Source organism: Paraflavitalea pollutisoli (assembly GCF_029360705.1).
Classification (GTDB): Bacteria; Bacteroidota; Bacteroidia; order Chitinophagales; family Chitinophagaceae; genus Paraflavitalea; species Paraflavitalea pollutisoli.
In genome coordinates this window covers 57,338-79,995 of record NZ_JARKMX010000005.1, presented here as the reverse complement: position 1 = coordinate 79,995, position 22,658 = coordinate 57,338, and the positions used below count along the sequence as shown (strand labels likewise).

The 22,658-nt window shown below is 51.4% G+C and carries 15 protein-coding genes; 3 read left to right on the top strand and 12 right to left on the bottom strand.

The window, feature by feature from the left end; translation table 11 throughout:
• Nucleotides 1–143: 143 nt before the first annotated feature.
• A complete protein-coding gene (secA, locus tag P2W70_RS12790) occupies nucleotides 144–3,467 on the bottom strand; it encodes a preprotein translocase subunit SecA (RefSeq protein WP_276481862.1) in 3,324 nt (1,107 codons plus the stop codon).
• 475 nt (nucleotides 3,468–3,942) lie between these two features.
• Complete coding sequence (locus P2W70_RS12785) at nucleotides 3,943–4,920, bottom strand: c-type cytochrome (RefSeq protein WP_276481861.1); 978 nt, start codon at nucleotides 4,918–4,920, stop codon at nucleotides 3,943–3,945.
• A gap of 273 nt (nucleotides 4,921–5,193) precedes the next feature.
• On the opposite strand from P2W70_RS12785, the gene P2W70_RS12780 reads away from it, so the two are divergent.
• Nucleotides 5,194–5,949: an XRE family transcriptional regulator gene (locus tag P2W70_RS12780; protein ID WP_276481860.1), complete on the top strand. Its 756-nt coding sequence runs from the start codon at nucleotides 5,194–5,196 to the stop codon at nucleotides 5,947–5,949.
• A gap of 207 nt (nucleotides 5,950–6,156) precedes the next feature.
• Here the strand turns inward: P2W70_RS12780 and P2W70_RS12775 are convergent, their stop codons facing one another.
• The 9 genes from P2W70_RS12775 to guaA form a co-directional block, all read right to left on the bottom strand.
• Nucleotides 6,157–7,059: a histone deacetylase family protein gene (locus tag P2W70_RS12775; RefSeq protein ID WP_276481859.1), complete on the bottom strand. Its 903-nt coding sequence runs from the start codon at nucleotides 7,057–7,059 to the stop codon at nucleotides 6,157–6,159.
• A 7-nt stretch (nucleotides 7,060–7,066) separates the two neighbouring features.
• The gene (gene pdeM, locus P2W70_RS12770; RefSeq protein WP_276481858.1) at nucleotides 7,067–7,726 is read right to left on the bottom strand and encodes a ligase-associated DNA damage response endonuclease PdeM; all 660 of its coding nucleotides are present in this window, start codon (nucleotides 7,724–7,726) and stop codon (nucleotides 7,067–7,069) included.
• 107 nt (nucleotides 7,727–7,833) lie between these two features.
• Nucleotides 7,834–8,289, bottom strand: a complete 456-nt coding sequence (locus P2W70_RS12765; RefSeq protein ID WP_276481857.1) for a heme-binding domain-containing protein — start codon at nucleotides 8,287–8,289, stop codon at nucleotides 7,834–7,836.
• Between the two features lie 73 nt (nucleotides 8,290–8,362).
• Nucleotides 8,363–10,900, bottom strand: a complete 2,538-nt coding sequence (locus tag P2W70_RS12760) for a ligase-associated DNA damage response DEXH box helicase (protein ID WP_276481856.1) — start codon at nucleotides 10,898–10,900, stop codon at nucleotides 8,363–8,365.
• A gap of 29 nt (nucleotides 10,901–10,929) precedes the next feature.
• Nucleotides 10,930–12,312: a c-type cytochrome gene (locus P2W70_RS12755; protein WP_276481855.1), complete on the bottom strand. Its 1,383-nt coding sequence runs from the start codon at nucleotides 12,310–12,312 to the stop codon at nucleotides 10,930–10,932.
• Between the two features lie 42 nt (nucleotides 12,313–12,354).
• Nucleotides 12,355–14,001 (bottom strand): ATP-dependent DNA ligase, encoded by a 1,647-nt coding sequence (locus tag P2W70_RS12750; protein WP_276481854.1) that lies wholly within the window; start codon nucleotides 13,999–14,001, stop codon nucleotides 12,355–12,357.
• Nucleotides 14,002–14,082: 81 nt separating this feature from the next.
• The gene (locus tag P2W70_RS12745; protein ID WP_276481853.1) at nucleotides 14,083–15,105 is read right to left on the bottom strand and encodes a ligase-associated DNA damage response exonuclease; all 1,023 of its coding nucleotides are present in this window, start codon (nucleotides 15,103–15,105) and stop codon (nucleotides 14,083–14,085) included.
• A gap of 136 nt (nucleotides 15,106–15,241) precedes the next feature.
• Nucleotides 15,242–16,444, bottom strand: coding sequence for an ABC transporter substrate-binding protein (locus P2W70_RS12740; protein WP_276481852.1), 1,203 nt, complete (start codon nucleotides 16,442–16,444; stop codon nucleotides 15,242–15,244).
• Between the two features lie 111 nt (nucleotides 16,445–16,555).
• The gene (guaA, locus tag P2W70_RS12735; RefSeq protein WP_276481851.1) at nucleotides 16,556–18,088 is read right to left on the bottom strand and encodes a glutamine-hydrolyzing GMP synthase; all 1,533 of its coding nucleotides are present in this window, start codon (nucleotides 18,086–18,088) and stop codon (nucleotides 16,556–16,558) included.
• Nucleotides 18,089–18,320: 232 nt separating this feature from the next.
• Here guaA and P2W70_RS12730 point away from each other — a divergent pair, with 232 nt between their 5' ends.
• Complete coding sequence (locus P2W70_RS12730) at nucleotides 18,321–19,040, top strand: head GIN domain-containing protein (RefSeq protein ID WP_276481850.1); 720 nt, start codon at nucleotides 18,321–18,323, stop codon at nucleotides 19,038–19,040.
• Nucleotides 19,041–19,091: 51 nt separating this feature from the next.
• Here P2W70_RS12730 and pbpC read toward each other — a convergent pair whose 3' ends face one another.
• Nucleotides 19,092–21,434, bottom strand: coding sequence for a penicillin-binding protein 1C (pbpC, locus tag P2W70_RS12725; protein WP_276481849.1), 2,343 nt, complete (start codon nucleotides 21,432–21,434; stop codon nucleotides 19,092–19,094).
• 164 nt (nucleotides 21,435–21,598) lie between these two features.
• Between pbpC and P2W70_RS12720 the strand changes: the two genes are divergently transcribed.
• Nucleotides 21,599–22,597, top strand: a complete 999-nt coding sequence (locus tag P2W70_RS12720) for a PDDEXK nuclease domain-containing protein (protein WP_276481848.1) — start codon at nucleotides 21,599–21,601, stop codon at nucleotides 22,595–22,597.
• The last annotated feature ends 61 nt before the right edge of the window (nucleotides 22,598–22,658 follow it).

Here is a 22,658-nt window from a genome sequence, read left to right as displayed (position 1 = left end):
CGGTTTTGCAACAAAGCAAGGGGCATAGGATGCGCTTATCGGTAAGGTATGGTGAAGTTAGGTATTTTGAAACCTGCTGTCAATACCCCACAAAAAAAGCACCCACCTTGGTGGATGCTTTTAGTATTATTCAAAAGACTTGATTAAGCGTCTTTGCCGTGGCAGTTCTTGAACTTCTTACCACTTCCACAGGGGCAGAGGTCATTGCGGCCCACTTTCGGTCCTACGCGGACGGGCTCCTGCTTCACCTGGGTAGAGGGATCGAGGTAGTCGTTCTCATTGGCCGCGTAGTCTTCGCCACGACGGTCGATCTCTTCTTTGTTGACCTGCATGCGGCTCATATCTGTCTTCTCCTCATGTCCTTCACGGATCTGCTGGGGATTCTGCTGCTCAACGGGAATGTTGGCATGGCAAAGGAAACTGATGATGTCCTTATTTACGTCGGCGTCCATACGCTTGAACAGATCGAAGGCAGTGATCTTGTAGATCACCAGCGGATCTTTCTGCTCGAGGTAGGCGGTCTGTACGCTTTGTTTCAGATCGTCCATTGCGCGCAGGTGCTCTTTCCAGGCATCATCGATGATCGCCAAAGTGATCTGACGTTCGAGTGCATTAGTCAGCTCACGACCTTCTGTTTCAACGGTCTTGTTCAGGTTGGCCAGTACCTGCATACCTTTCTTACCATCGGTAAACGGTACTACCACATTCTCGATATGCGCCCCTTGTGTAGCGCGGATATCTTTAAATACCGGTACTGCCTGGGTTTGTACATCAGTCAGTTTACGCTGGTAGCGCGTAATTGCTTCGTTGTACAGGCGGTCGGCCAATTGATTGGCGTTGCCCTTGCCGAATTCCTCTTGTGAGATCGCTGTATCGATACCGAAGTTGACGATGGTAGCCATCTTGAAACCTTCGAAATCGCTTTGCTCCTGGAATCCGGAGATGAGGCTTTCTGCAACAATATAGAAGGCATTATCGAGGTCGAGTGCGAGACGGTCGCCAAACAGGGCGTGGTTACGTTTCTTGTAGATCACGTTCCGCTGCTTGTTCATGACGTCGTCATATTCGAGCAGGCGCTTACGGATACCGAAGTTGTTCTCTTCTACTTTCCGTTGTGCGCGTTCGATACTCTTGGTCACCATGCTGTGCTGGATCACTTCTCCTTCTTTGTAACCAAAGCGGTCCATGATGGAAGCGATACGCTCGCTGCCGAAAAGGCGCATCAGCTCATCTTCCAGCGATACATAGAATTGTGAAGTACCGGGATCGCCCTGACGGCCGGCACGACCACGCAGCTGGCGGTCTACACGGCGGCTTTCATGGCGCTCTGTACCGATGATGGCGAGGCCACCTGCTTCCTTCACGCCTGGTCCGAGCTTGATATCCGTACCACGACCCGCCATGTTGGTCGCGATGGTGACTGCGCCGGGCAAACCAGCTTCTGCTACCACCTGCGCCTCACGGGCGTGTTGTTTTGCGTTCAATACGTTGTGGGGAATTTTCTTGGCGGTCAGCATCTTACCCAGCAACTCACTCACCTGTACGTCGGTAGTACCTACCAGTACCGGACGGCCCGCTGTACGCAGGTTTTCGATCTCGTCGATCACCGCTTTGTACTTCTCGCGTTTGGTCTTGTACACCAGGTCTTCCTGGTCTTTACGAATGGCGGTTACGTTGGTCGGGATCGTGACCACATCCAGCTTGTAGATGTCCCAGAACTCACCGGCTTCCGTGATCGCCGTACCGGTCATGCCGGCCAGCTTATGGTACATCCGGAAGTAGTTCTGCAGGGTAACGGTAGCGTAGGTTTGGGTAGCGGCTTCGATCTTCACATTTTCCTTCGCTTCAATCGCCTGGTGCAGACCGTCGCTGTAACGGCGGCCATCCAGGATACGACCGGTTTGCTCATCTACGATCTTCACCTGTGCGTCCATCACCACATACTCGATATCCCGGTCAAACAGGGTATAAGCTTTCAGCAATTGCTGCACGGTGTGGATGCGGTCTGCTTTAACCGTGTAGTCGGTCAGTACTGCTTCTTTGCTTTGCAGCTTGGCTTCTGCGTCCAGCTCCGATTTTTCAATCTCTGCCAGTTGCACGCCGATATCAGGCAGTACGAAGAACTCGGGGTCTTCACCGGAACGGGTGATAGCCTGGATACCTTTATCGGTCAGTTCTACCTGGTTGTTCTTTTCGTCGATATGGAAATACAGCTCCTGGTCTACGGTCGGCATTTGCTTTTGCTGATCGGCCAGGTAGTAGTTCTCGGATTTCTGCAGTTTAACCCGTACGCCTGGTTCGCTCAGGAACTTGATCAGGGCGCTGTTCTTGGGTAAACCACGGAAAGCACGCATCAGGGCCAGACCACCGCCTTTGGGTTCGTCATCGCCTTCTGCAAATGCTTTTTTGGCTTCGTTCAGGTACTTGTTGGTGACTTGCTTTTGCATGTCCACCAGGCGTTCAACACGCCCTTTGAGTACATGGTATTGCTGATCGTCGCCACGGGGTACCGGACCGGAAATGATCAGCGGTGTACGGGCGTCGTCGATCAATACGCTATCCACCTCATCCACCATCGCGAAATGGTGTTTGCGTTGTACCATTTCTTCGGGGGTGTGCACCATGTTATCACGCAGGTAGTCGAAGCCGAATTCGTTGTTGGTACCGTAGGTGATATCGGCGAGGTAAGCCTTGCGGCGGTCGGCCGTATTGGGCTGGTGCCTGTCGATACAGTCTACGGTGAGGCCCAGCCATTCGAAGATGGGGCCGTTCCACTCAGAGTCACGTTTGGCGAGGTAGTCATTCACCGTTACAATGTGTACACCCTGACCGGCCAATGCGTTCAGGTAAGAGGGGAGGGTAGACACCAGGGTCTTACCTTCACCAGTAGCCATTTCGGAGATCTTGCCTTCGTGCAGTACGGTACCACCGATCAGCTGCACGTCGTAGTGCACCATGTTCCAGGTGATCAGGTTGCCGCCGGCTGTCCAGCTATTCTTGAAATAAGATTGATCGCCTTCTATGCGTACATAATCCTTTCGTACGCTCAGGTCACGGTCTAGCTGGGTGGCAGTAGACACCATATCAGGATTTTCCTTGAAACGGCGGGCTGTTTCCTTGATGACGGCAAAAGCTTCCGGCAGTATTTGTTTCAGGACCTCTTCAATCTGTTTGTCGCGGTCTTTGATCAGTTTATCTACTTCCTGGTAGATCGTGTCTTTGCCATTGATATCGCTAAAAGGGAGTTCTTCAGCTTGTTTGTTCAGGGTCGCCACCTCGTCGTCGATCTTTTGGAGGTGGTCTTTGATACGCTGGCGAAACTCTACGGTCTTGTTCCGTAACTGATCGTTGGTAAGTGATTGGTAGGCAGCAAAGTGCTGATTGACCTGCTGTACGATCGGCTGGATAGTTTTGATATCCTTCTCCGACTTACTGCCTCCAAACATTTTAGATAGAAAACCTAACATGATTATAGCTGGTTGATGTGTTTACAGAATTGTGAACCTTTTCGCCGTCAAAAAAGGTGCTATACTTTGATAACGAGCCAATTTGACAGGACGTCAAAGGTAAGGAAAAGCGACCGTAGTGGGGCACACCGGAGAGGGTTGATGGGATGGGATCGGTAGTTTCCCGCAGGGGAATGGAAAACCTGGAATCCGGGATCGTGTAGAAATGCCCTGATATGGGTATAGTGTGCTCATTGCTGGATAGCTACAAACGGATAAAAAAAATAATGTATCTCCTGAAATTGTTGCATTCCGCTTTGTATCCCGGAGCGATGAGCGCAGGATTTCGTAGGAAAATAATACAAGTTGCAGCAGCATTGCGCCAGCTTAGCAGGAACGGAGTGGCAATCAGGCCTTTTTCAGGGCAAAAAGGCAGCAGAAAACGGTCGTTTCCTGCTGCCTTTGATCGAATTATCAATTGTTTAACGGGGCTATGCTATTGTTTGATCGTGATGAGACCGGGTTTGATGGCATTGTTGACCGGCTTCAGCGACCGGAGGTAGTTGTACAATGCCTTCAGTTCATCATCACTCATCCGGGCGTAAGAAGGCCAGGGCATTGGGCTATGGGGATTGATGCGTCCCTGGCGGAATCGCTTGATAAACTGGTCCTGCGACCAGCCTGCCAGCCGGCCCGTGGTAGGGTCGGGGGTTATATTGGGTGTCAGCATCGCGTATTTTTCAGGCTCCAAGACCGATTCTATCTGCATGCCACCGGAAAATGGCTCACCAATGGCGGCGCCGGTCATCATATCGCGGGCCGTGTGGCAGCCTACACAATTGGCGATGCTGTTGGCAATGTACTTACCATAGTTGGCAGTGGTATCGCGGGCAATGCTCTTGCGTACCGGCATCGACGGGCCTACGGGCTCGATCAGGAAGGCATTGACCACTTTGCCGAGCGTGAATATTTCATGGTTGGGTACAGCGTGTTTGACGGGCTGCTGGCTGCGCAGGAAGGAGATAATGGCGGTGAGGTCTTCGTCGGTGGCATCGTGAAATGGCATGAAGTCGATCACGGCCGTGCCATTGGGGCGTACGCCGTAGCGTAACAGGCGGGCGATCTCTCCGTCGCTCAGGTTGCCAATACCCGTTTCTTTATCGGGGGTAATATTCCTGACGTAGATATTAGCGATGGGCAGCTTGAAAGGCTTGCCACCGGCCAGGGCTACTTCTTCTCCTTTCAGGATCTGTTCTTCCGATCCTTCGGCATGGTGGCAGTCGGCGCAATGGCCGGGACCGTAAGCAATGTACCGGCCACGGGCGATGATGCTGCTATCCGTCGATGCTTTGATATCGGGATAAGGGGCTTCGAATGTGCGGTGCTGGCGGGCGGCTACGGTGATAATGAGTATCACGAGCAGAGAGGCCAATACGATACCTGTCCATTTAAGGATCTTCACGGCTATTTTCATCGATTATACGTTCAATGGTGATATATGGTAAAAACTTAGCAGGCACAAAACTGCGGCGGGAATGGCGGCGGGAAAAGAGCCTGGGGTATGGACTGTGTAATGTGCGTGTTGAATTGAAGGCGATGGATATTTTTTGTGGCGAGCCATAGGAGGCATTAACTATGAAAACCGGGTAGGATCTACCCGGGGTTTCAAAAAGTTTGATTTTCTGGCAAAATTTATTTGTCAGGTTGATAAAATAGTTAGTATTTTTACTGCTAAAATAATTAGTCTATGGGCGTCGCTGGTAAAAACCTAAAGTATCTCCGCAAGTTGCGGGGGTGGACCCAGGAAGAATTCTCCAATAAGCTGGGCATTAAAAGATCTTTGTTGGGAGCCTATGAAGAAGAAAGGGCCGATCCCCGGATCGAGGTGCTGGAGCAGGTGGGGGAAATATTCAAACTAACCCTGGATGAATTGTTGTTGAAAGACCTGGGGGATGCAAAGGGCAATTACCTCGCCAAGCGTCGCGCGCAAAAGATGGCGTCTGGCAGTTCGAACGAGATCCAGCTGGTGCCTGTGAAGGCGGCGGCCGGTTACCTCGCCGGTTATGCCGACCCGGAATTCCTCGACGAGCTGAATACCTTCACCCTGCCCATGCTGGCGCCCGGTTCTTACCGTGCTTTCGAGATCGTGGGAGATTCTATGTTACCCACCCCCAGCGGTTCTGTGATCGTAGGCGAAAAAGTGGATGATATCGAAGATGTCAGGAATAACAATACGTACATCGTGATCTCCCGCAATGAGGGTATCGTGTACAAAAGGGTATTGAAAAATACACGGACCAAACAGAAGTATACCCTGATCAGCGATAACGTAGCGTATCAGCCCTACAATATCAATGCAGAAGATGTGATTGAATTGTGGAAAGCTACCATGGTGATCAGTAAGGCGAATACCCAGCAACGGTGGGACGTCAATCAGTTGGCCAGTGTAGTCAGCGATCTGCAGGAGCAGGTGAGCAAGCTGAAGAAGAAAAAAGCAAATTAGGACGTCAGATATTGGACAAACGGGCTGGCATTTGGTTGGCCGTACGTACAGTACAAGCCGCATGACAGTTACAACGCAATGACCGGTGATCAATTCAGCCTGATCATGGGTTGTTGCGTTTTTGTTTAGGAGTACAGGTCGATGGCCGTGCACAAGGGGCAGGGTTTTAGAAGTACCGACCAATGGTCGTAAGGAAGGATCAGGGTTTTAGAAGTAGCGGTCGAGTGCGGTACGAAAGGTATTGCAATGTGCTTCGACGATCGTCTTCACGTCGGGCGAATAGCCGCCACCCATCGCAACCGTACAGGGAATTTGGTGTTTACGCAGCATATCGAATACGATCTCATCTCTCCGGCGGCAGCCCTGCAGGGATACCTTGAGTTTGCCGAATTTATCGGTGTCCAGTATATCTACCCCCGAAAGGAAGAAAGCAAAGTCGGGCATCAGCTCGTTGATCAGTGTTTGCAGGGTATTTTCAAGCAGGGGTAGGTAAACGGCATCCGTGGTGCCATCTTTCAGTGCCACATCGAGGTCGCTCTTTTCTTTGTGAAAAGGATAGTTGTGATCGCCGTGCATACTGAACGTGAATACCCTGGGTTCTTTTTCAAAAAGACTGGCCGTTCCATTGCCCTGGTGTACATCGAGGTCGATGATGAGGATCTTACGCGCCAGTTGCCGGTGCAGCAGGTAGTTGGCCGCCACCCCAAAATCGTTGAGCAGGCAAAAGCCCTCTCCCCGGCCAGCAAAAGCATGGTGCGTACCACCGGCCACATTCATGGCCACGCCATACTCCAACGCAAAATGACAACAGTCGATGGTGCCCTGGGCAATGACGAGTTCCCGTTGCGTTAAAGCGGGCGATTGCGGAAATCCTATATGCCTTTGTTCTTTTGCGGACAGGGTTTGGTCGTGTAATCGCGCGAGATAGTCTGCTTCATGGGTCCACAAAACGATTTCATCGGGACAAATCGCCGGCGCAAACAGGTTGTCGGTCGTAATACTTCCCTCATACAATAGCTGCTCCGGGATCAACTCGTACTTCAGCATGGGAAAGCGATGCCCTTCGGGCAGCGGATGGGCATAGATGGGGTCGTACGCGATCTTCAGCATCGGGAGCCTATTGTAATTGAATGACCTGTTTATTGACGATCGCGAAGACATTCTCTTCGGCCGTAGGATTGATCATGGCCAATCCGGTAAACTGTCCGAAGGCGGGCAGTATGCAGAACGTTTTGGTGAAATAGAAACACGGGAAGGCCAGCGATTGCTTACCCAGGCCATGAACCCGTACGCCGGGGTGGATATGCCCGGAGAAACAGTATTGCTGGTGGTCGAGCTGTTCGGGCTCCAGGTCGTGCATGAATTTGAAATGGGTATGTAACGTAAGGGATTCTTCAATGACTTCGATAGCAGCCTCCTGGTACCAACGATCATGTAAAATATCGTGGTTGCCACGCACCAGTTTGATGGGCAGGTCGATGAGGTCATGGCGCCACCGTTTGAACAATTCCAGCTCTTTGTTTTCACGACTGTGAAACAGATCGCCGACCACGATCACCTGCTGGGGTTGAAAATATTGCAACTGATCGACGAGGCGTTGCAGATCATGTTTGTATACTGTTTGCGGAATGGGGATACCATTCTTGCGGAAATGGCCAGATTTACCAAAATGGAGATCTGATACGATGAGCGCTTTGGCTTCTTCCCAGAAGATACAGCGGTCGGGCGAAAGCCAGAACTGGTGCTGGAAGATCTTATGTGCAACGGGTACCTGCATGGAGTAGCAAAGGTAGGAAATGCAGCCAGAAAAAGGCGGTCTGTATTGTTTGACTACGTTATTGCCGCCGTTGAAGATGGGAATGAATGGAACTATTCACCCACAGGTCATTTGGTCGCCGCAATTTCTTTCTTGAGTTTTCGCGCCCAGTCGATAAGAACGGCGGTGTCGTCAAACAATTTTGCTTCGCCGTGCATCCACAGGTAGCTGGGCAGGGGCATCTCTCCATTGCCTACCACTTCAATGATCTCATCCATCACATGGTCCTGGTCTTTCGGCGTGTAGGAGCCAAACTCGTTAAAATTGAGGCTTTCTTTACCGTCTTCGATGTGCTTGCTCATCCACCAGCCGACGGGTTGGATATTCGTATACCACGGATACTCCGTGTTTTTGCTGTGGCAGTCGTAACAAGCGCGTTGTAGTATTTCCTGTATATCGGGCGGAATATAATACTGTTGGGCAATATCATTGGCCGTGATGCCGGTCGATTCATTGCGCTCGGGGCGTATGAACTGAATTCCGATCAGAATGAGTAATAAGATTCCGGCGATCTTCTTTATCATGCGGCTGGTATTGGGGACCCTAAAATAATAAAATTGCCAATAGCCGGGATGGCCTTTACAAGAGCGTGCAATATTACTTGCTCAATTGCAGCTGCATCTTCTTCACGCGGTCTTCCAGTTTTTCGGAGGTGAGTTGTTCGCGCATGCTATCTACCTTGATCGGGAAGCAGAAGGGGGTGAGTCGTTCGGGGAAGGTAAGGACGATCGTCGATTGTTGAATGCGCTCCAGCATATTGCGTAGCCGCACTTCTTCCATCTGCTGGTCCAGCACCTCCTGGTAGGCTTGTCGCAGCAGCAGGTTATTGGGTTCGTACTCCGAGAATACATTGAACAACAGGGAGGCCGAAGATTGCAGGTGGCGGGCCTTTTTTCTCTCGCCGGGCATACCCTGGAAGACGAGGCCGCCGATCACGGCAATATCACGGAACTTTCTTTTGGCCATCTCTGTCGCGTTGACGCTGCGTTGTATATCGGCCAGCAGATCGTCTGGCGCAAAAAGCTCGTAGACATTGGTATCGTCTACCGGAATGGGTTGATCACTCAGTAGCTCAAAGCCATAGTCGTTCATGGCAAACGAGAAGGTGATGGGCGTGATCTTGCTGATGCGGTACGCCAATATGGCCGCCATGGCCTCGTGTACCAGCCGCCCCTCGAAAGGAAATACGAACAGGTGGAAGCCGTCTTTCGTCTCGATCTGCTCGATGAGCAGTTCATTGGCCCTGGGCACGTGTGATAGAGTTTCCTGCAATTGAAACAGTGGCTGTAGTACTTTCAACTCGATGTCCCAGGCTGTGGCGAGTGATTTATGGCGGGAAGCCGTATTTTTTGCCGGTGCTACTGCCTGCATCGCTTCCCGGGCCACCATTTCGGCCTCTGTAAATTTCTCCCGTAACTTTTTACCCAAGTTGGCCGATAGCGGCATGCGACCGCCATTCCAACTGGGGACGATCGATTTGGTGGCATTCGACTTCCTCACAATGGCCGTCATGTCTTTGATCATTACCAGCTCGAGGTTACGGCCTGCCAGGGTGAATACATCACCGGGAGAGAGGCGTGAAATGAAATACTCTTCGATCACGCCGATGAACCCACCACTCACAAACTTCACTTTCATCATCGACTCACTCACAATGGTACCGATGTGCAGCCGGTGGCGCATGGCGATACGCCGGTTGGAGATGCGGTATACGCCATCGATGATCTCTATCTTCTTGTAGTCGTCGTATTGTTGCAAAGCCGTGCCCCCTTCGGTAACGAAATGCACGATGGCATTCCATTCGTCGCGCGTCATATCGCGGTAGCAATAGGTGGCGGTGATCTCGTGATAGAGCTCATCGGGTTTGAACCCATCGGATATTGCCAGCGTGCCGAGAAACTGGATCAACACATCATAGCACAGCAACATGGGGTCACGGCTTTCGATGAAGTTCTCTTCGATGGCAGATTTAAGGGCTGCTGCTTCCACCAACTCCAGCGAGTGCGTGGGCAGAAAATAGATCTTGCTCACTTCGCCTGGTTGGTGACCGGAGCGGCCGGCGCGTTGCAGAAAGCGGGCAACTCCTTTGGGCGAACCTACCTGTATAACGGTTTCTACCGGGCGGAAGTCGACACCCAGGTCAAGACTGGCAGTACACACCACCGCCTTGAGCCGGCCGGTATGCAGATTATCTTCTACCCATAGACGCAGTTCCTGTTCGATGCTGCCGTGGTGCAGGGCGATGGCGCCAGACAGTTCGGGGGCAATATTGAGCAGGGTCTGGTACCAGCGTTCACTCATGCCCCTGGTGTTGATGAAGATGAGTGTCGTGCGGCTTTGGTCCAGGATGGGGATCACTTTGTGGGCGAGTTTGATGCCGAGGTGACCTGCCCAGGGATATTTTTCTATCTCATCGGGAATGATGGACTCTATCTCCACTTCCTTCCGTAGTTGTGCTTTTACGGTAGCGCCGGTACTGCCCACCGGGGCCAGTAACACTTCCTGCGCCTGCTCGAGGTTACCGATGGTGGCGCTGATACCCCAGACGGCGCAGTGCCAGTTGGCCTGGGCTTTTTGGGTGTGCACGATCTTCGTAACGGCGAGTTCTACCTGCACACCCCGCTTGCTGCCGATGAGTTCATGCCACTCGTCGACGGCCATGATGCGAAGATGCTTCAACACGTCGGCATAACCTTTCTGCGCCAGCAGCAGGTGCAGGCTTTCAGGCGTGATCACCAAGGCTTCGGGCATCTGACGTTTTTGCCGGGCCCGTTCATTCACGGTGGTATCGCCATTGCGGATACCTACTTGCCAACTCATGCCCAGTTCGGTGACCACTTCTTCCATGGCGCGGGCGATGTCTTTGCCCAGGGCGCGCAGCGGGGTGATCCACAGTAGCTGTAAGCCGTTCTTTGATTTAGTCTGGTAATTGTTGGGGTGGCGGTTGATGAAGTCGATGACCGCGCCGAGGAATACCGAGAAGGTTTTACCGAAGCCGGTCGGCGCGTTGACGAGGCCGCTTTTGCCTTGTACGATATGCTCCCAGGCTTCTTCCTGGAATGCAAATGGACGATGGCCCTTGGCGGCCAGCCATTGTTGAATCGTCTTGTATCCTATGGTTTCCTGTAACTGCACGACAGCTGGTAAATGTAAGAGAAAAATGCTTACAACTTTTTCAGGTATTCCAGTACCGCCCGGCGTTCTTTATCGCTGAGCCGGTCACCAAAGGTGTGGCCATACTTGCCGTAGCCGTTTTTGGTGGTGTTGTATACATTTTTGCCCGGTCCTTCCTGCTTTTTATACACCCAGCCGAGCTTTTCGTAGTCGTATACCAGCTTATCGAAATTGCGCGACCAGTAAGCCGGTCGCAGGTCACTGTTGAGTAAGGCCTCCAAAGTGGGTACCGAGCCATTGTGCAGGTAAGGGGCGGTAGCCCAGATACCATCCAATGGTTGTGCCAGATAGCCGTCAAAAGGTTCGAGGCGCGCCGGATGGTCGCCTTTGGTGAACCAGCTGTTGTTGAACCAGTTTACAAATTGCGGATTGGAGTAGTTGCTTTTCGACAACAGGGAGTCGGTCTGGATGACTGCTGCCGGGATCAGCAGGTTCGGGAAACTGCCTTCGGGACCATAGGTGCCATGGCATTTGGAGCAGTTGTTCACGAATATCTTTTCGCCTGCTGTGGCGAGTGACTCATCGATCGTGCCGGGATATTTGGGTGTCTCGAGCGAATAGATATACGCCAGCATATCGGGCATATGGGCATCGACTTCGGCCGATTCGCTGGTATCGACTACCGTGAGCAGGTTGGAGGCGCCGAGAAATTTGCCAAAGTCACCGCGGCCAAAGCCGTTGTAGAACATGGCGTTCTTCTTTTTCAGCAACCACCAGGCGGGCACATCAGTGGGGATCACTTCTTCGGGAACATCAAGGTAGACAGTATCATTCCATTTAAAAGTAACGGGATCGCGGTGCGCCACCAGCAAGGCTGCCAGCCTGTCGGCGGCGTTGACGCCCTGTACATCGGTTTGCAGGTGTGGGCCGATGGCTTTCGCCACCTCGATGAATGATTTGGCCGCCTGGTATTTTTTGGGTGAAGTGAGTTTCAGAAAAGACTCCAGCGCTTTGAGGTTTTTGACGTTGAGCTTATCGTCCTGCCGGAAATCGATGGTCGTATTGCCCATGCCGATGAGGAGCTGGTCTTCGAATACCTGTGCGTGGCATTGCAGGCAATTGGGGGCTACCAGTATTTCACCATTGGGCGCCGTGACGGCTGTATACGAGAAAGGTATCTTTTCGTTCTTGCCAGCGCGTTGCAGGTAATTGTTCCGGTCTTTGCCCAGTCCCATGATAAAAGCGCTATAGGGTACACCGCCTTTTACATAGTCGCCGGTCGTGAGGTAATCGTATCCTTTTTGCGGATCGCCCCCCAGGCGCTGGCTGCTGGGCGGAATGGGAACCGGGTCATATTCATTCATGACCTCTATCCAGGCCGTGAAGGCCACTCCACTCAGCACCAGCGATAATATCATTGCATATTTCCTCATGAATCCCCGATTTCAGCCTTCAAGGTACAATTTCCCGGGCACTCATTTTCCATACAACGCCAGCATCTTTTTAAGGTCGTCGAGGGTATTGATCTCATCGGCTTTTTTGTCTGTGCGCCAACGACTCATGCGGGGAAAACGCAAGGCCACGCCCGATTTGTGGCGGTTGCTGGCGGCGATGCCTTCAAAGGCGATCTCAAATACCAGTTCGGGTTTTACGGTGCGTACGGGACCAAATTTCTCGATGGAGTTCCGCTTCACGAAATTATCCACCTGGGCAAACTCTTTATCAGTGAGGCCGCTGTAGGCCTTGGTAAACGTGACCAGTTTATCGCCATCTTTTACGGCAAAGGTGTAATCGGTATACAGGTTGCTTCTGCGGCCGGTTCCCTTCTGCGCATACACCATGACGGCATCGATCGTCAGCGGGTCGATCTTCCATTTCCACCAGTCGCCCCGTTTACGGCCCACGAGGTAGGCGGAGGATTTTCGTTTCAGCATCAGCCCTTCGCTGTTGAGGTCACGGGCCGATTCCCGTAGGGTGGTTAGTTGTTGCCAGTCGTCGAAAGTGACGATGGGTGACAACTGAACAAATGGCAACTGCAGACCCTGTATCAATATTTCAAGGGCTGCTCTTCTTTCGGTGAGTGAAAGGTGACGGATGTCCTGTCCGTCCAACTCGAGCAGGTCATAGGCATACAAGCCGGCGGGTGCTTCCTGCAAATGTTTTTTGGTGACGTTCTTTCGGCCAATACGGGTTTGCAGCACATTGAAGTTGAGGACCTGTTCATCTTTGACGGGCAGGATCTCCCCGTCGATAACGACCCCTTCGGGCAGTTTATCGAGGAGTGCGGCGAACTCGGGAAACTTTTCTGTGATCAGGTCTTCACCCCGGCTCCATACAAACAGCTGTCCGTTGCGCTTGATGATTTGTCCCCGGATGCCATCCCATTTCCATTCTGCTTGCCAGTCGGCCGGATCACCCAGGGCGGCCACTTCTTCTTCAATAGCATACGCGAGGTAAAACGGATAGGGCTTTGAGTGGTCGACCGAGCCGCCTTCTCCACTTACCAACGCGTCAAAGCTGGTCGTGGATGGATCCCAGTTGCCGCTGATGCGGTGCGCAATCACGCTTGATTCCAGCTGCAGGATCCTGGCCAGCGCATTCACCATCATGCTTTGAGATACGCCTACACGAAAGGTGCTGGACAGTAGTTTATTGAATACAAATCTTTCCTTGCTGGTCAGTTCCTGCCAGGAGTGCAGGATAAAATCTTTCTTGGTTGCTTCATCGGCTTTTTCCAGTTGCAGGAATTGCTCCACATAGTAATGTAATGGCTGTCCGTTGACAGCAGGATTATTTTGTTCCGGAATGAGCAGGGCGATCGTTTCTGACAGGTCGCCTACGGTATGGTAGCTTTCTTCCAGCAACCACAAAGGCAGGCCGACTACTTCGGCACACCAGGTCTGCAATTGCGTAGAGTTGATGGTTCGTCGCGGTCGACGTCCACTGAACAAGGCGATCACCCATACCTTGTCTTTGTCGTTCGCATGGGTGAAATAATGAACTAGGGCTTCCAGCTTGTCATTGGTCTTGGTATGCATACCCAGGTCCTGCACCAGTTGGGCAAACTGTTGCATGCCTCCCAGGCCGGGCATATGGATCGTATGGTCGGTCGTGTTGCTCAAAGTAACTGCTTTGAAAAATGACGCTGATCAATGCCTGGTGTAAGGTGCTGGGGCCAACTGTTGATCGATATCGTGATACAGTTATTCATCGGTCTTCTCCGGTTCTGTAATGGCTTCCTCTTCTTCGGTACCATATTCTGTTTTCACCTCGGCCGCTTCGATACCCTGCTCAGTCAGGTAGCGACTAAACACTGCCTGAAATCCGTGCGTAGCATATACTTTGGTGGCTCCGGTAGCTTTGACGGCCTGCAGCAGGCCTTTCCAATCGGCATGATCGCTGAGTGCGAAACCAGCGTCGGCGTTCCTCCTGCGCTGGTGTCCGCGCACCTGCATCCAGCCACTGCATACACCAACACTGTAGGGCGCAAAGCGGCGCATCCAGGGGGTGCCGTCGGCAGAAGGAGGCGCTATCACTACCTGTCCTTTAAACGCTTCCTTAGGCAGTTCCGGCGTTACCCGGATCACTTCCGGCAATTGCCAGCCGGCTTGCAGCAGCACCTGGTGTGTATTCCAGATAGCGCCATGCACAAAGACCTTACCTGTCAGGTGGGCTATGGCTTGCAATACCCGTTGTGCTTTGCCCAGGCTATAGGCGATCAATACGGAGGTTTTGCCGGCCAACTGGTTGCTGTGTATCCAGTTGCGGATATCGGTATAGATATCTGCCTGTGGCTTCCAGTTGTAAATGGGTAATCCAAAGGTCGATTCGGTAATGAAGGTATGGCAGGGCACGGGTTCAAAGGCACCACTGATGCTGTCGTTCTCTACTTTGTAATCGCCGCTTACCACCCAAACTTCTCCGTCCTGCTCGATGCGCACCTGTGAAGAGCCAATAATGTGGCCGGCCGGGTGTAAGGATAGTTTTATTCCGTTGAACTGGATGGGTTCATTCCAGCCGATACTTTGGTAGGCATTGTCACCCAATCGTAGTTGCAGGATGGGCGTGGAGGCATAATGACAGAGATAGGATCCATTGCCTGGACGGGCATGGTCGCTATGGGCGTGGGTGATCACAGCCTTGTCAACCGGCTTCCAGGGATCGATGTAGAATTGCCCCGCCGGGCAATACAATCCACTATCTGTAAACTCGATGATTTGACCCATATCTTGTAAGCCGGGAAGAGCGATGAGGGTTCAGTTCCGTTCACGCCTGCTCCGGTAGCATTGGCTGATGCAAATTTAAGGCCGGTAGAGCGATGGCTGTCGCCATCCTGATAAAGACGGTAATTACAGTAAGGTTTTAGTAAACAGCTTTTACAACGCCATCTACCTTTTTGAGGAAGTAAAGCTTTTTGTTTTCAAAGAAGTCGAGGGTCATGGTCTTTTTGTCGATTACAGGTTGCACGTCGAACTCGCTGAAGAGCTTGAACTTTTTGTCGCTCAGGCTGGAGGCAACATTCTTGCCGTGTAAATGGAGGAGGTGACTGAAATGGTACACACTTTCATAGCCGCGGTACACCATGTCGCTGGGACGTGAATAATAGTTGACCCTGAAATGCTCGCTGAGGGAGGTGGCCAGTTTATCGGTGGGTGGCACATAAAAGGGGGTACTATAATAGATCTCGATGCCTTTAAACACCGGCTTCTCAAAATCGAACTGGTCCCAGGTAGGCATGCCGATCACCGTGGTGGTATAGCTGCTGCTGACGGTGGAGAGCTGCTGACAGATCTGCTGACCAAAATAAGCATCGAGGCTGGCTACGAGGCACACATTGGTCTTGTTGCTGTCGAGGTAGTCGGTAATATCTTCCTGGGTGAAATTGTTCTCGAGGGTCACATACTTCATCTTCAGCGGCGTGCCGGTGGTCGACTTTTCAGCTTCGGTGAGGTAATTCTTCAGCACGTCTTCGGTAGCACCTTTTTTGCGAAACACGACGACGGTAGACACCGAGAAATTCTTTTGCAGGAACTTGTAGATCCCGGTGACCTGTGTTTCCAGCGTCGAGTTCAGGATCACATAGTAGGGATTATTGGTAGCGCCTGCTTCATTGGGCAGGTTGACGTTGATGAAGGGAACGGTGAGCCGGGCCGCCATTTGTGCCAGCAGGTTGGCTTCGTTGACGGTCACGTGCCCGATGAGGAGGTCCATCTCCTTGATCTGCTCGCTTTGCAATACGGTCATCAACGGTTTGGCGGTGGAGCGGGTATCGTACACATGCACATCCAGTTGAAGTCCCTCCCGCTTCATGGAGTCGATGGCGAGTTGGGCGCCCTCCCAGAATTCGAGGCCCGGATTGATGAACTTGGGAAATGATTTTGCGTAGCGGTACTGTCCGGATGCGTCAAAAGCAGAGTCCAGGTACAGTGGTGCAAATACGGCTATCTGATGACGTTTGGGCGTAGAATCGATGCGGGTGCTGGTGGAATCAACCTGTGAAAAAGTAATAGTGGCGCAAAAAAGGGCCAGGATCGTGAGGTGCAAGGTAAGTCTATTCTTTTTCATGTTGGAGCGTTGTTGATAGTGGTCCCTGGTAAAGATACCTGTACGTGCAGGCAATAACGCGCTGCACCGTACAGATATTTTATTGTAATACAAGGATTATGATCAAGACGGTTATTCCCACTCAATCGTTGCAGGAGGCTTGCTGCTGATATCATACACCACCCGGTTGATCCCTTTCACATTATTGATGATATCATTCGAAATATGTGCCAGGAAATCGTAAGGGAGATGCGCCCAGTCTGCCGTCATACCGTCTACCGACGTAACAGCGCGCAGGGCCACTGTGAATTCATAGGTACGTTCGTCGCCCATGACGCCCACGCTCTTAACGGGGAGCAGGATAGCGCCAGCCTGCCATACCTGATCATACAGGTTGTGTTCTTTGAGGCCTTTGGTATAGCGGTCGTCTGCGTTTTGCAGCAGTTCCACCTTCTCGGGGGTGATCTCTCCAAGAATACGGATGGCGAGACCTGGTCCGGGGAAAGGATGGCGATTGAGCAGTGCAGCGGGGATACCCAATTCTGCACCTACCCGGCGAACCTCATCTTTGAAGAGGGCGCGCAGCGGCTCCACGAGCTCGAGGTGCATGATATCTGGTAAACCACCTACGTTGTGGTGTGATTTGATGGTCACTGAAGGTCCGTGAACAGATACGCTTTCGATTACATCGGGGTAGATGGTACCCTGGCCCAGCAGGCCTACACCTTCTACTTTTTTAGCTTCTTCCTGGAATACGTCGATGAAGAGTCTGCCGATCACTTTACGTTTGGCTTCAGGATCGGTTTTGCCGGCCAGTTCTTTATAGAACAGTTCTTTCGCGTCGATGCCTTTCACGTTCAATCCGATGGTGGCGTAGGTGTCGAGTACCTGCTGGAACTCGTCTTTGCGCAATACGCCATTGTCGACGAAGATACCAAACAGGCGGTCGCCGATGGCTTTATGGATCAGGGTGGCTGCTACGGTAGAGTCAACACCACCACTGAGGGCCATGATCACTTTACGGTCGCCGATCTGCTTTTTCAGGGCGGCTACGGTATCGGTGATGAAGTGGGCAGAAGTCCAGTCCTGCTTGCAACCACAGATATTAACGAGGAAGTTCTTTAATATCTTCTTGCCTTCGATAGAGTGGTACACTTCGGGGTGGAATTGTACGCAATAGAGAGGCTGTTCTGTGCCGTTCTTTTTGAAGGCGGCGTAGGGGATGGCGTCGGTATTGGCCAATACGTCAAATCCTTTGGGCAATTCGAGGATCGTATCTGCGTGGCTCATCCACACCTGCGACAATTCCGTCACATCTTTCAGCAGCACATCCTCTTTTTGCTTGTGCATGAGTGCGCGGCCATACTCCCTTTTGTTGCTGTTGTCCACGCGGCCGCCATATTGTTTGGCAGTCAGCTGCGCGCCATAGCAAACACCCAGTACGGGCAGTTTCTGGTGCAGTGCATCCACATCGACAAGGGGTGCATTGGCATCGTTCACCGAGAAGGGTGAACCTGACAATATAATACCCTTTAAAGAGGGATCGAATTCAATTTTGTGGTGGTAGGGGACTATTTCGCAATATACGCTGGCCTCCCGGACGGCCCTGGCAATCAATTGAGTATACTGACTGCCGAAATCGAGAATGAGAATCTTTTCCGTCATGGTGCTGCGAAGGTAATAAAGTTTCTGTTTTCTGCTCGGGCCATTTTGGCCCGATTCGTCCCCGTTGCCCGCAGAACTGGCTAACACTCAGCTCGTTGCTTGGAAGGTCGTATTGGCGGGGTATCTGTGTATTGGGGGGATTTTTTACGTAACCTTTTTCAGTAAGCTGCGTCTAATCACTATATAATCAATATTTATCAGCATTTTTGTCATCGCCAAAACACCCAAGCACATGAAAAAGATCCTATTGATATGCGCCGCCACCGCTTTGCTGACTACTTCCTGCGATTTTGTTTCCGGTAAAAAAGTTCGGGGAAATGGTAATGTGACTACCGTCGACAGGCCCGAAACAGGTTTCTCTGCCGTTTCTGCGAGCTACAATTTTGATACGTATGTAGGCATCGGCCCCTATTCAGTACGTATCGAGGCGGAAGATAATATTGCTCCCTTTATCGAAACATACGTGGAAAATGGTGTGCTGAAGATCACCGACCGCGAAGGTTTTGCCCTGCGCCCCCGTCGTGACGTAAAGGTATTTGTGACTGCTCCCCGTCTGCACAGCATCCATGCCGGTGGCAATGGTGATGTACGCAGCACCACGAAGATCACGGATAGCACCAAGCTCGACCTTCGGGTTACAGGCAATGCCGAAATGAAGATCGAAGCCGATGCGCCTGCGATCGAGGCCGAACTGACCGGCAATGGTGATATCGACATCATTGGACAGACGCGCGACTTTCAGGCCAAAACAACCGGCAACGGCCATATCGACGCCAAGAACCTGCAAACGGAATCTACTAAAGTGGAGATCTTTGGCAATGGCAATGCCGATGTGAATGCCAGCGTAAAGCTCGATGTACGGATCGGCGGTAATGGGAATGTTCGTTACAAGGGCAATCCCCAAACCACTACCAACATTACCGGCAACGGTAGTCTGAAGAAGATCGACTAGTCAATGACAGCATAAAATGACAAACGACGGCCTGCGCCGTCGTTTGTCATTTTATAGGTTCACATACTTCACTTTGATCCAGATATCGCGGTTCCTGCCCTTGTCGTCTGTGCAGGAGATCTTCACCGGGCCTTCCTCGGGCATAAAGAATTGTTTGGCGCTGGCCTCTGCCGTCTTCAGGAATTGGTTGTTGATATACCAGTACACTTTGCCCACATCGTTGCCAGTGCGGCAGCTTAACTGCAAAGGCTCGGGATGCTTGCGGCTGATCAGGTATTCGGCGCCATTGCGCGGATGGGTGATGGCTGGGGCTCCTCCGGCAAATACTTTTTCACAGGCAGGATTGTGTACCGGGATCTTTTGGTAAGCTACCCGGTGTTCTTCAAAATACTGTTGCATATCGGCCGGCACCGTTTTGTACCATTTCTTTTTATAGCCGGCTTCCGGCATACAGGTCTTGCAATAAGAGAGTTTTTCGTCGGGGGATACCATCACTTCTTCCATATTGTTGCAGGGCTGTGTACTGGAAATAAGCGGAATGAAATAGTCGGTAATGGTATTGTGGCAATGTTCGCCGGGTGTGAGGCCTGTTTCGGAACAAACCACGCGGCTATCGCAATCCCTGGGTTGGGTAAACCATTCCTGGTCGCTGTCGTAATCGATCGTGTTGAAGACTTTGAAGAGGAGCGGGGTGGCCACATTGGCGCCACTGAGTTCCGGTATGCCCAGTGCGGAGAAGTTGCCTACCCAAATGCCGACGGTATAGTTCCTGTTGTAGCCGATGCTCCAGGCGTCGCGGCGGCCATAGGAGGTGCCTGTTTTCCAGGCGATCTTGGGCATGTGTTCGGTGCTCTGCCAGTTGAGTGGAAAATCAGGCCGGTTTACTTTGGATAAGATCTCGTTGATCATAAAAGTAGCGGCAGGGCTCATGACCGAATAGCCGGTGGGGCTGAGGGTATTGGCCACTACCGTCGTATCATCGATGGCCCGGGTATATTGTGGTCTGAAATATCTGCCTTCCTGCGCAAAGGAGCTGTAGAGACCCGTCAATTCTTCCAGTGTGGCACCACAGCCTCCCAGCACCATCGAAAGGCCGAGTTTCTGCTGGTCTTTCCGGATCTGCCGGAAATCGCAGGCTGCCAGTTTTTGCACGAGCTTATCCTTTCCCAACATGCGCAGCCCTTTCACCGCGGGAATATTCAGGGAATGTTCCAGCGCATACTCCACCGTGACATAGCCATTGAATTGCTTATCGTAGTTTTCGGGGGCATAGCCCTCATAATTCACAGCTACATCGGTCATCACTGCCTTGGGCGTCATCAACCCTTCGTCGAAGCAGAGTCCATAAAGCAGGGGTTTGAGGGTACTGCCTGGCTGCCGGATAGCCGCGGCGCCATTCACCTGGCCGGCATCGAGGGTGTCGAAGAAGCCGGCCGAGCCAATATAAGATACTACCTTATGCTGCTGGTTGTCGATGACGACCACCGCGGCATTGCGGATATTCAGCAGGCGAAGGGTGCGACTATAATCTTCTACCAGTTTCTCTACTTTCGACTGCACATTCATGTTGATGTGCGTAGCGATGATATCGCCGCCCTGACGTTTGAGGCGCCAGGCCAGGTGGGGCACCAGTTTGGGTACTTCCAGGCGGGTAGCGTTCAGTGGCTCGTCGAGGGCATCTTCAATCTCCTTTTCGGTAAAGACCTTGTCTGCTGCAAACTTTTTCAGCCAACGGTTGCGCTCCTGCACGATGCGGTCATTGTGTTTGCCGATCACCAGGGAAGAGGGCCGGTTGGGGATGATCGACAAGGCAGTGATCTCCGCTAGCGACAGGTGATCGGGGTTCTTATTGAAATAAAGGATGGACGCACTTTTTACGCCTTCTATATTGCCACCATACGGAACCAGGTTGAGGTATAGCTGCAGGATTTCGTCTTTGCTGTATTTCCATTCCAGCTCAAAGGCACGGAATACTTCCACGACTTTATTGTAGTAGGTACGTTTTTTAGGTTCCAGCGCCCGGGCTACCTGCATGGTAATGGTGCTGGCGCCGGATGTTCGTTTCAGGCGGAATATGTTTTTCACCATGGCCCGGCCAATGGCCAGCAGGTTGACGCCGGGGTGGTAGTAAAAGTATTGGTCTTCTTTGGCCACGATGGTTTTGCGCAACAGCGGAGAGATCTCGTCCAGGGTGGTTTTCATCCGCCATTTCTCATCATGGGTAAGGTAGGCATGGATCACTTCGTCTTTGTGGTCGGTAACAATGGTGGAATATTCTACCTGGTCGGGCAGGGGGAAGATCCATTGCAGCAGCAGGAAAAGCAGGAACAGGCCTCCGCTGACGATGAGGAACCATTTGCCCGCCTTTTTGAATTTGCCCCGGATGTTTTTCACGGGCTAAAGATAGAGCGCTACTGATTACTTTAAAAAGATGTGAGCCGGTTTTGACCGTTAATTTGGATTTAAATCTAAGTGAACATCCTTCTCGTACTTACTCCGCTTTTTCTTTTTCAATCGGACCCAACCAAATGATTTTTAATAACAAACTATCATTTGGCATGCAATTACATCAACCTTACACAGAATTAGTATCGAACATTGGCGAACTTTTGGCTGCTGGTCGCGCGAAGGCGGCCAGGCAAGTGAATAGCATCCTCGTCCAAACATATTGGGAAATTGGGCGTCATATTGTGGAATTTGAACTCAATGGGAATGAAAAATCAGAGTATGGAACAAAGCTTTTTGACCGGCTATCGAGGGATTTGACCGAGGTATACGGGAAAGGATTCGGTAGATCTAATCTGATGTATATGAGGAGGTTGTATGTTAGTTTCAAGATTAGTGGGACACTGTCCCACCAATTGACCTGGAGCCATTACTACGAGATCCTAAAATCAGATTCCGAGCTGGAAATTGGATTTTATACCCGGCAATGTGAAAAAGAGAAATGGAGCGTGCGAGAGCTGAAGCGCCAGATGAAATGCATGCTTTTCCACCGCCTGGCGGTCAGCACTGACAAAGAAGGGATCTTAAAGCTGGCTGATAAAGGACACGACATACAGCAGCCTGAGGACCTACTCAGGGATCCATTTGTACTCGAATTTCTCAATATTCCGGAACAATATCAATTCCACGAAGGCGATCTGGAAAACAGGTTGATCGATAATCTTCAAAAACTGTTTCTGGAGTTAGGCAAAGGTTTTGCCTTCATTGGACGACAATACAGAATGAGTATCGGCGGGCGTCATTTTCGCCTGGACTTACTTTTCTATCACCGCATTTTGAAGTGCTTTGTTTTGATAGACCTAAAGCGTGGAGAAATTGATCATGCCGACGTTGGCCAAATGAACTTATATATCAACTACTTTAAAAAGGAGGAGGCAACTGAAGGGGATAACGAACCAATTGGGATCTTACTGGGAACCTGCAAAGACAATGTGTTGGTGGAATATGCAACCGCCGGAATTACCAATAAAGTATTAATGGCTAAATATCAGCTTTACCTGCCTGAAAAAAAGCAATTGCAACACGCATTGAACAAATTGTTAGACATCTAAACGGAATTAACAAATCCTTATCTGGATAGATTTGCAAATGGGGTTGGGCGTTATGTAACTT